The organism is Pelomonas nitida, from assembly GCF_043555975.1.
Classification (GTDB): Bacteria; Pseudomonadota; Gammaproteobacteria; order Burkholderiales; family Burkholderiaceae_C; genus Pelomonas; species Pelomonas nitida.
Window position 1 is genome coordinate 1 of record NZ_JBIGIA010000009.1, and the last position, 14,769, is coordinate 14,769.

The following is a 14,769-nucleotide window of genomic DNA, read 5'->3' on the forward strand; positions in this document are numbered from 1 at the left end:
CGTTGTGCCTGCAAGGGGGCTCAGCCGAGGCGCAAAGCGGAGCTGGACTCGATGTCCAGCGAGCATTTGCAACGACGGATCAGCCCCCTTGCAGGCCCAACCCGAGGGGCCGGGGCGATTTGCGGGGCAATTCGGCGTTGCCGACTCGTTGTGGGGGCCCATCCCACGCCTCGTCGGCGCCTTGCCTTGCCCCGCAACTCGCCCCGGCGCGCTCCAGGCCCAAAGCCCGACAGCCTCCTAGACTGGGGCCATGAACGAAGACCGCCTGCTGCCGCCCGATGACCCGTTGCGCCTGACGCTGCACAACGAGGTGCATGCCCGCCCACCGGCCCGCATCCGGCTGCCGGCGCTCATCGTCCACATCGCCGTGCTGAACGGCGGCATCAGCCGCGCCGATGAGCACGCCCACCTGCGCCTGCTGCCCGGCCAGCAGGCCTTGCCCGAAGAGGCGCTGCACGCCAACTTCCTGCGGCTGCGCTGCGGCGAGTTTTCGCTGAAGTGGGAACGCCACGCCGAGTTCACGCGCTACGCCGTCGTGCAGGCACTGCCGGCCGACGCCGAGGCCAGCCCGCAGACGCTGGACACGCTGACGCTGCGCGTGGCGACCGACTGGCTCAGCCGCATCCCCGGCCGCACGTTCGCCGCGATCAAGCTCGTCATGATCGAGCGGCCCCTCACCTTCACCAGTGGCGCGCTCGCCGAAGCGAAGGCGTGGTTCGCCGACCAGGCCGTCGTCGCCTCGACCATGGGCGGCCATTCGCTCGTCGTGACGGACTTCCACCTGCGCGGCAGCGGCTTCGAGCACCTGGTGGTGCTGGCCGAGCCCGGCACGCCGGAAACCCGTGCCGGGCGCATCTCGCAGCGGCTGCTCGAACTGGAGACTTATCGCCTCATGGCGCTGCGCGGCCTGCCCGCCGCCAAGGCGCTGGGCGCCACGCTGGCCGAGCTGGAAGCCACGCTGGCGGCCATCACGGCGCGGCTGCAGCAGCACGGCGCCTCCGAGGCCGAACTGCTGGACGACCTCATCTCCACCGCCGCGCGCGTCGAGCACGCCACGGCCGAGCACCAGTACCGCTTCGGCGCCACGCAGGCTTATCACGCCATCGTCACGAACCGGCTGGACGAGCTGCACGAAGGCAAGGTGGCCGGCACGCAGACGCTGGGCGAATTCATGCAGCGCCGGCTGTCGCCGGCCATCGCGACGGTGGCCGCGACGGCGCAGCGGCTGGCCGAGCTTTCGCAGCGCATCTCGCGCGCCAGCGCGCTGCTGCGCACGCGGGTGGACATCGCCACCGAGGCCCAGAGCCAGCAGCTGCTGTCCCAGCTGGGCGAAGGCCAACGCACGCAGTTGCGCATGCAGGCCACCGTGGAAGGCCTGTCGCTCGCGGCCATCACCTACTACGTCGTCAGCCTGCTGCTGTACTTCTTCAAAGCGCTGAAGACTGAAGGCTGGCTGCCGGTGGCGCCGGAGCTGGCGGCCGGCGCGGCCATTCCCATCGTGCTGGCCGGCGTGTGGTGGACGACGCGGCGCATTCACCGCAAGTTCTTCGGCCATTGAGCCCCGCGTAGAATCAATCACCGGGCCCAAATTTTGTCTTCGGCCCGGCGCGTCGCGCCTTGACTTCGACAGCGAAGTCAGCCAGCGACGCCACGGCCTCCCCGGCCGTCGAGGGCGCCAGCCCTCTTGCCGAAGCAAGTCAAGCGCTCGCAGCCCAGGTCGCGCACTGCCTAACGCGCGCCGCAACTGTGAACACCACTGACATGGAAATCTTCGACTACGACAACATCCTGCTGCTGCCGCGCAAGTGCCGCGTGGAGAGCCGTTCGGCCTGCGACACCTCGGTGCCGTTCGGTCCGCGCCGCTTCAAGCTGCCTGTCGTCCCCGCGAACATGAAGACCGTCGTGAACGAGCCCATCACCGAGATGCTGGCGCGCGACGGCTACTTCTACGTGATGCACCGCTTCGATCTCGACAGCCTGGCCTATGCCCGCAACATGCGCGAGAAAGGCCTGATGGTGTCGCTGAGCGTCGGCGTGAAGCCGGCGGACTACGCGCTGGTGGATCAACTGGCCGCCGAGGGTGTCGGCGCCGACTACCTGACCATCGACATCGCACACGGCCACGCCGAAAGCGTGCAGCGCATGATCGCCCACATCAAGCAAAAGCTGCCCGAGGCCTTCGTCATCGCCGGCAACGTCGGCACGCCGGAAGGCGTCATCGACCTCGAGAACTGGGGCGCCGACGCGACCAAGGTGGGCGTGGGCCCCGGCAAGGTCTGCATCACGCGGCTGAAGACCGGCTTTGGCACCGGCGGCTGGCAGTTGTCGGCGCTCAAGTGGTGCTCGCGCGTGGCCACCAAGCCCATCGTGGCCGACGGCGGCATCCGCCACCACGGCGACATCGCCAAGAGCATCCGCTTCGGCGCCAGCATGGTCATGATCGGCTCGCTGTTCGCCGGCCATGAGGACTCGCCCGGCCAGACGGTGGACGTCGACGGCAAGCGCTACAAGGAGTACTACGGCTCCGCGAGCGACTTCAACAAGGGCGAGTACCGCCACGTCGAAGGCAAGCGCATCCTGGAGCCGGTCAAGGGCCGCCTCGCCGACACCTTGCGCGAGATGCAGGAAGACCTGCAGAGCTCCATCTCCTACGCCGGCGGCACGCAGCTGACCGACCTGAAGAAAGTGAACTACGTCATCCTCGGCGGTGAGAACGCGGGAGAACATTTGTTCATGTGATCGTTCGCGCGAGCGGACGGTAGTCAGCCGTCCGCTCAGTCCACCGCGCCGAAACGCACGGTCGCCTCGAAGCCCGGCTCGGCGTTGCGCAGCTGCAGTTCGCTGCCGTGCGCTTCGGCCACCAGCCGGCACAGGCACAGGCCCAGGCCGACCCCACCCTCGCCGCGCGTGCGCGCTTCGTCCGGCCGATAGAACGGCTGGCCCAGCTGCGCCAGCGCTGCGGGCGGCACGCCGGGGCCGAAGTCGCGCACCGTCAGTCGCACACCCGCGCCCTCGCGGACCAGCCCGAGCTGCACCGCGCCGCGCGCGCCGTCGTTGTGGCGCAAGGCGTTGTGCAACAGGTTGCGCAACAACAGCTGCACCCGCAGGCGATCCAGCTTCAGCACCGGCAGATCGGGCTCGATGCTCAGCGCCACCCCCGGCTGCGCCTGCTCCCGCACCAACGCGGCCAGGTCGCAATCGGCGCGCTGCAGCGCGCGATGCCCGCTGCCCAGCCGCTCGCTCTCCAGCAGCGATGTGATGAGGTCGCGCATCTGCGCCAGTTCCTGCAGCAGCGCATCGCGGGACGCGCCCTCCTCCACCAGCTCCGCATGCAGACGCGCCCGCGTCAACGGGCTGCGCAGTTCGTGGCTGATGGCCAGCAGCAGCGCGCGCTTGCCGTCCAGCATCGCCTGGATATCGGCCGCCATCTGGTTGAAGCGCACGGCCAGATCGCCGATCTCGTCGCCATGGATGACCGGCACGCGGTGCGAGAACTCGCCGCGCCGGAATGCCTCGGCGCCCAACGCCAACGCATGCAGAGGCCGCACCATGTGGCGGATCATGCCGAACGCGCAACCGGTGACCAGCAACAGCGCGGGCACGGCCCAAAGCAGCCCGTAGGCGCTGCCCTCTGAACTCCAAAGGATGACGCTGCTGGCGCATGCCAGCATGAAGAAGATGGCGATCAGCCGCGCACCCAACGAATGCTTGAAGCGCTTGTGCTGGTGGTGCCACCGCTGATGCCAGCGATGCCGCACGCGCCAGCGGTAGTTCCAGTCCCGCTGCATGCGCTTCAGGCGCTGGGCGCGCTTCTTCTGCTTGCGTTCCCAGCGCTCGCGCCAGCGGTGGTCGTAGACGTGGTTTCTCACGACGCGCGCTCCGGCAGTGCGAAGCAGTAACCGGCATTGCGCAGCGTCTTCAGCGCCGCCAGCGGCTCCAGCTTGCGGCGCAGCCGGCTCACAAGAATGTCCACGGCGCGCGTGAACAGCTCGGCCTCCTGGCCACGCAGGCGGTTGAGGATGTCGTCACGCGAGAACACCTTGCCGGGCTCGCGCGCCAGCATCAGCAGCAGCTCGTACTCGGTCCCGGTCAGCTCGACCAGGCCACCGGCACCGCGCACCTCGCGCCGCGCCATGTCGATCTCCAGGCCCTCGAAACACAGGCGTGACAGCGGCGCGGCCGGCTGCTGCGGCACTGCCACAGGTGCCAGCCGTGTACGCCGCAGGATGGTCTGCAGCCGCGCCGCCAGTTCGCGCGGCTCGAAGGGCTTGGGCAGGTAGTCGTCGGCGCCCAGCTCCAGGCCGACGACGCGGTCGGTCAGGTCGCCCCGCGCGGTCAGCATCAGCACCGGGATGTCTCGCCAGGCCGCGTTGCCCGCGCGCAGTTGCCGGCAGAACTCGAAGCCGTCCATCTCAGGCAGCATGCCGTCGAGGATGAGCGCGTCGAAGCGCTCGGCGGCCAGCCGCTGCAGCGCGGCGCTTGGGCGCGTGACGGCGTCGAGCTGCAGGTCGAAGCGGGCCAGGTATTGCGACAACGGGCCGGCCAGCGCCTCGTCGTCGTCGATCAGCAGCAATCGGTGCATGGCCCGATTATTCGGCCCGCACGAGCGTGATGGCGCGCTCGGGGCAGGCCTTGACGCAATGCCCGCAGGCCTCGCAGGCCGCCGCATTGGGCGTGAACGCCTGTTCCCAGCCATGGGCTATGCCGCGCAGCTTGCCGAACAGGCTCAGCCCCTGGCGGTCCTGCGCTGGCAGCTTGCCGAGACTGAACACGTTGAAAGGGCAGACAGCCAGGCAGCTGCCCTTGCCCTCGCAGCGGTTGCGGTCGATGCGGGGCTGCAGGCGGCCGCGCGGCTGGGTCCCGCAATGCACGTCCATCATGCGTCGTCGCGCTGATGGCGGCCACGACCCAGGCGCCCCATCATGAAGCGCAGCACCTGGCGCTGCTCGGCGTCCAGCGAATCGAAGAAATCGCCGAACGACTCGACGAGCGACGGCCCGGCGGCGCGCAGCGCGTCCAGGCGTGCGTCGAACAATTGCTGCGCCGACTCGCGCGGGAATTCCTCTCCCGCGATGAGCCCGGCCAGCTCCGGCCCGCGCGCCAGACCCTTCAGCGCCGCGCGCTGGCGCTGGAGCTGTTCGAACCAGACACCGAGCCGGCGCTGCTGCTCGGTGTCGAGGTCCAGCTTGGCGCCAACCCGGGCCAGCAGGTGTTGGGCGAAGCCGTCAGCAGCGTCGCCGAAACCACGGCCGTGATGGCGGTGGCCGAAGTGATGGTGAAACTCGTGGTGTGCGTGCCAGCGACGAAAGAAGTTCATGGCGTTGCTCCGTCAGGGCGCTCGAGGCCCGGTGTGGTGATGACGCTCATGATTCCCGTCAGCGCGCGGCGACGCATCTCGGTGCGGTATCGCCGGGTTTCGTTTTGTATCGCCCCGGAGGGCGCCCTCTAAAATCGCCCGCTCACTCCCCTGATGACCCGCCCCGTGAGCACGGGGCGACAGCCGAGACCGCCCTGTGACCGAACTCGCCAAGTCCTTCGAACCCGCCGCCCTGGAAGCCCACTGGGGCCCAGCCTGGGAGGCCGCCGGCCTCTACGCGCCGACGCTGGACCCGGCCAAGCCCTCCTTCAGCATCCAGCTGCCGCCGCCCAACGTCACCGGCACGCTGCACATGGGCCACGCCTTCAACCAGACGGTGATGGACTCGCTGACGCGCTACCACCGCATGAAGGGCGACAACACGCTGTGGGTGCCCGGCACCGACCACGCCGGCATCGCCACGCAAATCGTCGTCGAGCGCCAGTTGCAGGCCGCGGGCCAGAGCCGCCACGACCTGGGCCGCAAGAACTTCGTCGCCCGCGTGTGGGACTGGAAGCAGGAGTCCGGCAACACCATCACCGGCCAGATGCGCCGCCTGGGCGACTCGGTGAGCTGGGGCCACGAATACTTCACGATGGACGAGAAGCTCTCGACCATCGTCGTCGAAACCTTCGTGCGCCTGTACGAGGAAGGGCTGATCTACCGCGGCAAGCGTCTCGTGAGCTGGGACCCCATCCTGCAGTCCGCCGTGTCGGACCTGGAGGTCTCGTCTGAGGAGGAAGACGGCTCGCTGTGGCACATCCGCTATCCGCTGGCCGACGGTTCGGGCTCGCTGGTCGTCGCCACGACGCGGCCCGAGACCATGCTGGGCGACGTGGCCGTCATGGTCCACCCGGAGGACGAGCGCTACGCCGCGCTGATCGGCAAGCTGGTGAAGCTGCCGCTGACGGACCGCGAGATCCCCGTGATTGCCGACGATTACGTGGACCGCGAGTTCGGCACCGGCGTCGTCAAGGTCACGCCGGCCCACGACACGAACGACTACGCCGTCGGCCAGCGCCACAAGCTGCCGATGATCGCGGTGCTGGATCTGCAGGCCCGCATCAACGATCAAGCCCCCGAGGCCTACCGCGGCCTGGACCGCTTCGTGGCCCGCAAGAAGATCGTGGCCGACCTGGACGCACTGGGCCTGCTCGTCGAGGTCAAGAAGCACAAGCTGCAGGTGCCGCGCTGCGAGCGCACCGGCCAGGTCATCGAGCCCATGCTGACGGACCAGTGGTTCGTCGCCGTCACCAAGCCCAGCGCCGACGGCAAGAGCATTGCCGAGAAGGCCATCGCCGCCGTGGACACCGGCGCCGTCAAGTTCCACCCCGAGCAGTGGGTCAACACCTACAACCACTGGATGGGCAACCTGCAGGACTGGTGCATCTCGCGCCAGCTGTGGTGGGGCCACCAGATCCCGGCCTGGTACGGCACGGGCGGCGAGCTGTTCGTTGCGCGCAGCGAAGAGGAAGCCCAGGCTCGCGCCAAGGCCGCCGGGTATCTCGGCGAACTGACCCGCGACCCCGACGTGCTGGACACCTGGTACTCGTCGGCCCTGGTGCCGTTCTCGACGCTGGGCTGGCCCGAGAAGACGCTGGAGCAGGAGCTGTTCCTGCCGTCGTCCGTGCTCGTGACCGGCTACGACATCATCTTCTTCTGGGTCGCCCGGATGATCATGATGACGACGCACTTCACCGGCAAGGTGCCGTTCAAGGACGTCTACATCCACGGCCTGGTGCGCGACTCGCAGGGCCAGAAGATGAGCAAGTCCGAAGGCAATGTGCTGGACCCGGTGGACCTCATCCAGGGCTGCGACCTGGAGACGCTGACGAAGAAGAGCACCACCGGCCTGCGCAAGCCCGAGACGGCACCCAAGGTGGCCGCCCGCGTGAAGAAGGAGTTCCCGGAAGGCATGCCGGCCTACGGCGCCGACGCGCTGCGCTTCACGATGGCCAGCTACGCCAGCCTGGGTCGCAACATCAACTTCGACACCAAGCGCTGCGAGGGCTACCGCAACTTCTGCAACAAGCTCTGGAACGCGACGCGCTTCGTGCTGATGAACACCGAGGGCCAGGACTGCGGCCTCGCGCACGAGCAAAGCGCCTGCCCGCCGGGCTACAACGTCTTCAGCCACGCCGATCGCTGGATCACCAGCGAGCTGCAGCGCGTCGAGGCGGCCGTCGCCCAGGGCTTCGCCGAATACCGCCTCGACAACGTCGCCAATGCCATCTACAGCTTCGTCTGGGACGAGTACTGCGACTGGTACCTCGAGATCGCCAAGGTTCAGATCCAGAACGGCAACGAAGCCCAGCAACGCGGCACGCGCCGCACGCTGATCCGCGTGCTGGAGACCACGCTGCGCTTGCTGCACCCCATCGCCCCCTTCATCACCGAGGAGCTGTGGCAAGCCGTGGCCCCCATCGCCGCGCGCAAGACGGTGGCCTACATCGGCCAGGCGCCCTACCCCGTGGCCCAGCCGGAGCGCATCGACGCCGCGGCCGACGCCTGGGTGGCGCAGCTGAAGGAAGTCGTCGGCACGACGCGCAGTCTGCGTGCCGAGATGGCGCTGAGCCCCAGCGACCGCGTGCCACTGCTGGTGGGCGGCGATCTGTCCTTCCTGACGGAAGCCGCTGCCGTGCTGAAGGTGCTGGCCAAGCTCAGCGCCGTCGAGCTGATCGCCGATGACGCCGAGTTCGCCAAGCAGAGCGCCACGTCGCCGGTGCTGGTGCACGGTGCGGCCAAGCTCGCGCTGAAGGTCGAGATCGACGTCGAAGCCGAGCGTGCCCGCCTGACCAAGGAAGCGACGCGCCTCGAAGGCGAGATCACGAAGGCCGAGGCCAAGCTCGGCAACGAGAGCTTCGTGGCCCGCGCCCCGGCCGCCGTCGTGGAGCAGGAACGCGCCCGTGTGGCCGGCTTCAAGGAAACGGTCGCGCGCCTGCGCGAGCAACTGGCCCGACTGCCGGCGGCGTAACCGCCGGCGGGCGCGCCCCGCGGATCTGGCCCTTGTCCAGCGAGACCCGCAGCGGCGCCACCGCTGCGGGTTGCCGCATGGCGCCATCCCGTTGAGCCAACCCGCGGCTGCGCCTGGTCATGGATGTTTGGGGGCCCCAACCAGGGGGCATAACCGTCACAACTCGCGTGACACAATCGACGACACCCCCCCCAACCAGTGCATTCATGGCCACCTCTTCGCGATCACCGATCACCAAAGCCATCTTCCCGGTTGCCGGTCTCGGCACGCGTTTCCTGCCGGCCACCAAGGCCCAGCCCAAGGAAATGCTGCCCGTGGTGGACAAACCACTGATCCAGTACGCCGTGGAAGAAGCCTACGAGGCCGGCGTGCGCGAAATGATCTTCGTCACCGGCCGCCACAAGCGCCCCATCGAAGACCACTTCGACATGACTTTTGAGCTCGAAGTGGCGCTCGAGAACTCCGGCAAGCAGGAACTGCTGGACGTCGTCCGCAGCGTCAAGCCGGCCGACATGGAGTGCATCTATGTGCGCCAGGCGCAGGCCCTGGGCCTGGGCCACGCGGTGCTCTGCGGCCAGCGCCTGGTCGGCAACGAGCCCTTCGCCGTGCTCCTCGCTGATGACCTGATGGTGGGCCCGCAGCCCGGCCGCGGCATCCTGAAGCAGATGGTGGAGCAGTTCGCCGACTGGCGCGCCTCCATCCTGGCCGTGCAGGAAGTGCCTGCCGAGCACACGCGCCGTTATGGCATCGTCGCGGGCACCCAGGTGAACGACAACCTGATGGACGTGAACCGCATCGTCGAGAAGCCGTCGCCGGAATCCGCGCCGTCGCGCCTGGGTGTCGCCGGCCGCTACATCCTGACGCCGGGCGTGTTCCACGAAATCGCCAACCAGCCGCGAGGCGTGGGTGGCGAAATCCAGCTGACCGACGGCATCGCCGGCCTGCTGCGCCGTGAAAAGGTCTTTGCCTACCGCTATGAAGGCAAGCGCTACGACTGCGGCAGCAAGGAAGGCTTCCTGCAGGCCAACGTCGAGCTGGCACTCGCCCACCCGCAACTGGGCGCGGGCTTCAAGGAATTCCTGCTGGGCCTGGAGCTCTGAGCGCCACGGCGGCGGCGTTCAGCGCCGCCGCAGCACGTGGGTGAACTCTGCGCCGGCAGACTGCTGCTCGACGAGTTCATTGCCCGTCTGGCGCGCAAAGGCCTGGAAGTCGCGCATGGAGCCCGGGTCGGTGGCCACGACACGCAGCAACTCGCCGCTGAGCATCTCGGCCAGCGCCTTCTTGGCTTTCAGGATGGGCAACGGGCAGTTGAGCCCCCGGGTGTCGATCTCGCGTTGAACGTCCATGGGTTCATTCTCGCTTCATGTCGGGCAGATCGAGCCACTGCGGCTCGATGCCTTTTGAACGCAGCCACGTCGCCAGCGCCTGGCCGGTGCCCTGTGGCCAGCAGCGCACCGCTTCGGGCGCGATCAGCTTGTATTCGACCAGCTCGGGCGACAGCCGGATCTCACCCCGTGCCGCCGCGTGGTAGGCAATGATGAGCTGGTTCATGCGCTGGAAGTCCCACACGCCCAGCAAGCTCAGGCGGTCGACCGTCAGCGACGTCTCCTCGGCGATCTCGCGGCGAATGCCGTCCTCGGGCGTCTCGCCGGCCTCCATGAAGCCCGTGATCAGGCCAAAGAAACGGTCCGGCCACGCCGCGTTGCGCGCCAGCAGCACCCGGCCGTCACGGTCGGTGCATTCGATGACGGCCGCCAGCACCGGCGTCGGGTTGTTCCAGTGCGTGAAGCCACACGCCGGGCAGCGCAGCCGCGTCTTGTCGCCACCATCCTCGGCCAGCGTGATGAGCGCCAGCTCGGTTGCGCAGTCCGGGCAGAAGCGATAAGGCTTCACGGCCGCTGCCTCGCGCGCGTCATGCGGGGAACACGCCGGTGGACAGGTAGCGGTCGCCGCGGTCGCAGACGATGAAGGCGATGGTCGCGTTCTCCACCTGCCTGGCGATCTGCAACGCCACCCAGCAGGCACCGGCCGCCGAAATGCCGGCGAACAGCCCCTCCTCGGCCGCGAGACGGCGAGCCATGTCTTCGGCATCGCTCTGGCCCACGAGCACCAGGTCGTCGACCCCCGTCGGGTCATAGATCTTAGGCAGGTAGGCCTCGGGCCATTTGCGAATGCCCGGAATGCGCGAGCCCTCGGCCGGCTGGGCACCGATGACGCGCACCGCCGGGTTCTTCTCTTTCAGGTAACGCGACACGCCGGTGATGGTGCCGGTCGTGCCCATCGCGCTGACGAAATGCGTGATGCGCCCGCCCGTGTCCTTCCACAGCTCGGGGCCTGTGGTCTCGTAATGGGCGCGCGGGTTGTCGGCGTTGGCGAACTGGTCCAGCACGCGGCCCTTGCCTTCGCGCTGCATCTGCTCTGCAAGATCTCGCGCGTATTCCATGCCGCCGGTCTTGGGCGTCAGGATCAGTTCGGCGCCGAAGGCCTTCATCGTCTGCGCCCGCTCGATGGACAGGTCCTCCGGCATGATCAGCACCATGCGAAAGCCCCGGATCGCTGCCGCCATGGCCAGTGCGATGCCGGTGTTGCCCGATGTCGCCTCGATCAGCGTGTCGCCCGGCTTGATCTCGCCGCGCTCCTCGGCGCGCTTGATCATGCTGATGGCCGGGCGGTCCTTGACGGAGCCGGCCGGGTTGTTGCCCTCCAGCTTGGCGAGGAGAACGTTGCCGCGCGCATCGGCGCCGAGCAGTCGCTGCAGGCGCACCAGCGGTGTCGCGCCGATGACGTCTTCAAGGGTCGGATAGTTCATGGCGAACGATTGTGGCAGCGACGCCATGCCCGGAGGCTTTGCCAGTGCATAATGCAGCCCCTCGCCTCTGAAGCGAGCCAGCGAATTTCCGACGGGCCCGGGTGGCGAAATCGGTAGACGCAGGGGACTCAAAATCCCCCGCCGCAAGGTGTGCCGGTTCGAGTCCGGCCCCGGGCACCAGAAGAAACGACGCTGTCATCCACTGGCATACTCAACGCGAGAAGCACCGGCCCTTCCGGTGCAGGCGCCGCTCCCCGCGGTGCGTGACGCGACCTCATGCCGCCCCTGCCTCCGGTTACCAAAGCCTTCCTGCTGGCCTGCGTCGGCTTCTTCTGCTTCTTCGAACTGTTTCCGTCGCTCAAGCCCTGGCTTGAGCTCTGGCCGGTGACGTCGGGCGTCTTCATGCCCTGGCAGCTGCTGACCTACGCCTTCCTGCATGGCGATCTGTGGCACGTCGCCTTCAACATGCTGGGGCTGTGGATGTTCGGCGGCGAGCTGGAGCGGGTCTGGGGCCCCAAGCGCTACACGCAGATCCTGATCGCCAGCACGTTGAGCGCGGCGCTTGTGCAACTGCTGTTCACGTGGGCCATGACATCGAATTCGCCGACGCTTGGCGCCTCGGGCACCCTGTTCGGCCTACTGCTGTCGTTCGGAATGCTGTTTCCGAACCGGATCATCGTGCCGCTGATTCCGCCCATTCCGATGAAGGCCAAGTACTTCGTCGCGATCTTCGGCGGCCTGGAGCTGGCCATGGGCGCGCGGCTCTTCGATTTCGGCCCTCCCAACGTCGCCCACTTCGCCCACCTCGGCGGCATGCTGGGCGCCTGGCTGCTGATCCGCCACTGGCGCTCGCCGCGCCGGCGTTAAAGCCCTTCGCGCGGCGTCGGGTAGCGCAGCGCTAGGCGCAGCTCCCGCTTCAGCCGGGCATTGCCGATGCGGCGGGATTCGCTCCAGAAGCTCAACGCCATCGGCCCCAGGCGCTCGGCCGCCTGCTCGCGGGTGATGCGCTCCGGGCGCGGCAGGCCGGAGAGGTCGGCGGCCAGGTCGAAGTAGTCGCCCATCAACAGCTGGCTGTCGTCGCACACGTTGACGGCCCGCTGCGGCAGGCCCCGCAGCAGCGCGAGCCGGCAGGCGCGGGCCAGGTCGTCGGCATGGATGTGGTTGGTGAACACGTCGTCTTCGCGGCGCAGCACGGGCGTGCCGCGTGCCAACCGCTCGCGCGGGTGGCCGCCTTCGCGGTCAGGGGCGTAGATGCCGGGAATGCGCAGCAGGCACACGCGTGTGCCGTGCCGGCGGCCGAAGCCCCGCAGGCAGGCCTCGGCATCCACGCGGCGGCGGGCACGGTCCGTGCCCGGGTTGAGCCGGCGCGTCTCGTCGATGAGGGCGCCTGCGCAATCGCCGTAGACCCCCGTCGTGCTCGCGTAGACCAGCACGGCCGGCGGCTTGGGCGCCAGCGCGGCCAGCAGATGCCGCGTGCGCAGGTCGACCTCGCCGTCGCGCGCCGGTGGCGCGAGATGCAGCACGGCATCCGCCAGCCCGGCGAGGCGGCGCAGGGTGGACGGGTCGTCGAGGTTGCCGAGCAGCGGCACAGCGCCGGCCGCGCGCAGCGCGCCGACACGCTCAGCGCTGGACGTCAGCGCGAACACACGCCAGCGGTCGGGCAACAGTTTGAGCAAGCGCAAACCTACGTCGCCGCAACCGACGATGAGCAATCTGGGGGACATGCGGGGGTCGGGCAAAATGGCCGGCAGTCTACGGCCCCGGACCTGTCACGCGGGGCCGCTTGCTTTTTGTGCCCATGTCCTACCAGATCACCATCCAGCCCGCCGGCCGCGTCTACGCCGCCGAAGGCGACGACACCCTGCTCGGCGCCGCCATCCGCAACGGCGTGGGCCTGCCCTACGGCTGCAAGGACGGCGCCTGCGGCTCCTGCAAGAGCAAGCTGCTCGAAGGCGCCGTCGTGCATGGCAACCACCAGGCCAAGGCGCTCAGCGCCGAGGAAGAAGCCGCCGGCTTCGTGCTGACCTGCTGCGCCACGCCGCAGACCGACTGCACGCTGGAAGCCCGCACGGTGCCTGGCGCGGGCGAGTTCCCCGTGCTGAAGCTGCCCACCCGCGTCGTCGCCCTCACGAAGCCGGCCGCCGACGTGGCCGTGCTGACGATGCAGCTCGCGGCCAACCAGAACTTCCAGTTCCGCGCCGGCCAGTATGTCGAGTTCATCCTGCGCGACGGCGCGCGCCGCAGCTACTCCATGGCCAACGCGCCGCACTCGCTGCCGGGCCAGATCGAGCTGCACATCCGCCACATGCCTGGCGGCAAGTTCACCGACCATGTCTTCGGTGCGCTCAAGGAGAAGGACATCCTGCGGATGGAAGGGCCGTTCGGCAGCTTCTTCCTGCGCGAGGACAGCGACAAACCCATCGTGCTGCTGGCCAGCGGCACGGGCTTCGCGCCGATCAAGGCCATCATCGAGCGGGCCCGCCACATCGGCTCGACACGCCCGATGGTGCTGTACTGGGGCGCCCGCCGGCAAGGCGACCTCTACCTGAACGACTGGGCGGCCCAGGCGGCGGCCGAATGGCCCGTGCTGACCTATGTGCCGGTGCTGTCCGAGCCCGACGCCGGCTGGGCGGGCCGCACCGGCTTCGTCCACCACGCCGTCATGCAGGACCTGCCGGATCTCTCCGCCCACCAGGTCTATGCCTGCGGGGCGCCCATCATGGTCGAGTCGGCACAAAAGGACTTCATCACGCAGTGCCGCCTGCCGCTGGACGAGTTCTACGCCGACGCCTTCACATCCGAAGCCGACAAGCACGGCGGCGCCTAGCGCGGCCGTGTCTTTGAGCCGCAACGACAAGCACCGGACGCCATCGATGTTCGAGCCGCCCTGGACCGATCCCGCCGACCTCGTCGGCACCCTGCGGCGTGACGGCGAGGTCGTGCTCGCCCCCGCCTCGCTGCCCGTGCTGGGCGTCACCGCCGCCGAGCTCGACGCGCTCAAGCCCTGCTGGGACGACCTGCCGCCCGACGGCTACCTGCGCGACGGCGGCCGCTACCGCTTCCGCCGCCACGGCTGCTTCGTCGCCGACGGCGACACGCTGACGCTGGCGCCGCACCGCGCGCATTGGCAGCCGCTGGACTACAACGCGCTGCACGGCGGCATCCAGCGCTGGTATGTGCCGCTGGCGCAGGAGATGTCGACCTCGCCCGCGTGGACGGCACTGCTGCTGGGCCTGGCCCGCGTGGCCTCGGCGTTGAAGGGGCCGCAGCGCTGGTTCATCGAGGCTCACCCGTTTCGCATCGACACCAGCGACGGCATCGGCCGCCCCACACCGGAAGGCGCGCACCGTGACGGCGTGGACCTCGTCGCCGTGCTACTGGTGGGGCGCCATGCAATCAAGGGCGGCGAGTCGCGCGTGTTCCAGGCCGACGGACCGGCGGGCCAGCGCTTCACGATGACGCAGCCCTGGACCACGCTGCTGCTGGACGACGAACGCGTCATCCACGAGACCACCCCCATCCAGCCGCTGGCCAACGGCGAGCGCGGCTGGCGCGATACGCTCGTGCTGACCATCCGGCGCGACGGCTTCCAGGGCCCCTGATACCGCCGCGCTCGCCCGCCTGATTGAC

At 68.8% G+C, this 14,769-nt stretch carries 15 protein-coding genes and 1 tRNA gene; 8 read left to right on the forward strand and 8 right to left on the reverse strand.

Features of this window, described 5'->3' with window-relative positions; all coding sequences use genetic code 11:
• The first annotated feature begins 250 nt into the window (after positions 1–250).
• On the forward strand, positions 251–1,558 hold the full coding sequence (locus ACG00X_RS12775) for a DUF3422 family protein (RefSeq protein ID WP_394488567.1): 1,308 nt from the start codon (positions 251–253) through the stop codon (positions 1,556–1,558).
• 203 nt (positions 1,559–1,761) lie between these two features.
• The gene (locus ACG00X_RS12780; protein WP_394488568.1) at positions 1,762–2,739 is read left to right on the forward strand and encodes a GMP reductase; all 978 of its coding nucleotides are present in this window, start codon (positions 1,762–1,764) and stop codon (positions 2,737–2,739) included.
• 35 nt (positions 2,740–2,774) lie between these two features.
• Here the strand turns inward: ACG00X_RS12780 and ACG00X_RS12785 are convergent, their stop codons facing one another.
• The 4 genes from ACG00X_RS12785 to ACG00X_RS12800 are packed head-to-tail and all read right to left on the reverse strand — an operon-like array spanning position 2,775 to position 5,317.
• Entirely contained in the window at positions 2,775–3,869 is a 1,095-nt protein-coding gene (locus ACG00X_RS12785) for a HAMP domain-containing sensor histidine kinase (protein WP_394488569.1), read from the reverse strand.
• Positions 3,866–4,582 carry a response regulator transcription factor gene (locus ACG00X_RS12790; protein WP_394488570.1) on the reverse strand — a complete coding sequence of 239 codons (717 nt, stop codon included), beginning with the start codon at positions 4,580–4,582 and terminating at the stop codon, positions 3,866–3,868. Before ACG00X_RS12790 ends, ACG00X_RS12785 begins: the two co-directional genes overlap by 4 nt.
• A 7-nt stretch (positions 4,583–4,589) precedes the next feature.
• Complete coding sequence (locus tag ACG00X_RS12795) at positions 4,590–4,880, reverse strand: ATP-binding protein (protein WP_394488571.1); 291 nt, start codon at positions 4,878–4,880, stop codon at positions 4,590–4,592.
• Entirely contained in the window at positions 4,877–5,317 is a 441-nt protein-coding gene (locus tag ACG00X_RS12800) for a hypothetical protein (protein ID WP_394488572.1), read from the reverse strand. The genes ACG00X_RS12795 and ACG00X_RS12800 overlap by 4 nt, the downstream gene beginning before the upstream one ends.
• A gap of 196 nt (positions 5,318–5,513) precedes the next feature.
• Between ACG00X_RS12800 and ACG00X_RS12805 the strand changes: the two genes are divergently transcribed.
• Positions 5,514–8,330 (forward strand): valine--tRNA ligase, encoded by a 2,817-nt coding sequence (locus tag ACG00X_RS12805; protein ID WP_394488573.1) that lies wholly within the window; start codon positions 5,514–5,516, stop codon positions 8,328–8,330.
• A gap of 206 nt (positions 8,331–8,536) precedes the next feature.
• Positions 8,537–9,430, forward strand: a complete 894-nt coding sequence (galU, locus tag ACG00X_RS12810; protein ID WP_394488574.1) for a UTP--glucose-1-phosphate uridylyltransferase GalU — start codon at positions 8,537–8,539, stop codon at positions 9,428–9,430.
• Between the two features lie 18 nt (positions 9,431–9,448).
• Here galU and ACG00X_RS12815 read toward each other — a convergent pair whose 3' ends face one another.
• Genes ACG00X_RS12815 through cysM form a run of 3 tightly spaced genes read right to left on the reverse strand, consistent with a single transcriptional unit; the run spans position 9,449 to position 11,139 of the window.
• On the reverse strand, positions 9,449–9,676 hold the full coding sequence (locus tag ACG00X_RS12815) for a sulfurtransferase TusA family protein (protein ID WP_394488575.1): 228 nt from the start codon (positions 9,674–9,676) through the stop codon (positions 9,449–9,451).
• 4 nt (positions 9,677–9,680) lie between these two features.
• Positions 9,681–10,223, reverse strand: coding sequence for an NUDIX domain-containing protein (locus tag ACG00X_RS12820; protein ID WP_394488576.1), 543 nt, complete (start codon positions 10,221–10,223; stop codon positions 9,681–9,683).
• 19 nt (positions 10,224–10,242) lie between these two features.
• Complete coding sequence (gene cysM / locus ACG00X_RS12825) at positions 10,243–11,139, reverse strand: cysteine synthase CysM (protein WP_394488577.1); 897 nt, start codon at positions 11,137–11,139, stop codon at positions 10,243–10,245.
• A gap of 95 nt (positions 11,140–11,234) precedes the next feature.
• Here cysM and ACG00X_RS12830 point away from each other — a divergent pair.
• Together ACG00X_RS12830 and ACG00X_RS12835 are read left to right on the forward strand one after the other, a co-directional pair.
• Positions 11,235–11,319: transfer RNA gene (locus ACG00X_RS12830), tRNA-Leu, on the forward strand.
• A 96-nt stretch (positions 11,320–11,415) separates the two neighbouring features.
• Entirely contained in the window at positions 11,416–12,006 is a 591-nt protein-coding gene (locus ACG00X_RS12835; RefSeq protein WP_394488578.1) for a rhomboid family intramembrane serine protease, read from the forward strand.
• On the opposite strand, the gene ACG00X_RS12840 is transcribed toward ACG00X_RS12835, so the two are convergent.
• The gene (locus ACG00X_RS12840) at positions 12,003–12,863 is read right to left on the reverse strand and encodes an SDR family oxidoreductase (protein ID WP_394488579.1); all 861 of its coding nucleotides are present in this window, start codon (positions 12,861–12,863) and stop codon (positions 12,003–12,005) included. The two genes, ACG00X_RS12835 and ACG00X_RS12840, sit on opposite strands and share 4 nt — an antisense overlap.
• Positions 12,864–12,937: 74 nt before the next feature.
• On the opposite strand from ACG00X_RS12840, the gene ACG00X_RS12845 reads away from it, so the two are divergent.
• Together ACG00X_RS12845 and ACG00X_RS12850 are read left to right on the forward strand one after the other, a co-directional pair.
• The gene (locus ACG00X_RS12845; RefSeq protein ID WP_394488580.1) at positions 12,938–13,966 is read left to right on the forward strand and encodes a CDP-6-deoxy-delta-3,4-glucoseen reductase; all 1,029 of its coding nucleotides are present in this window, start codon (positions 12,938–12,940) and stop codon (positions 13,964–13,966) included.
• A gap of 46 nt (positions 13,967–14,012) precedes the next feature.
• Positions 14,013–14,741, forward strand: a complete 729-nt coding sequence (locus ACG00X_RS12850) for a 2OG-Fe dioxygenase family protein (protein WP_394488581.1) — start codon at positions 14,013–14,015, stop codon at positions 14,739–14,741.
• Positions 14,742–14,769 lie beyond the last annotated feature (28 nt).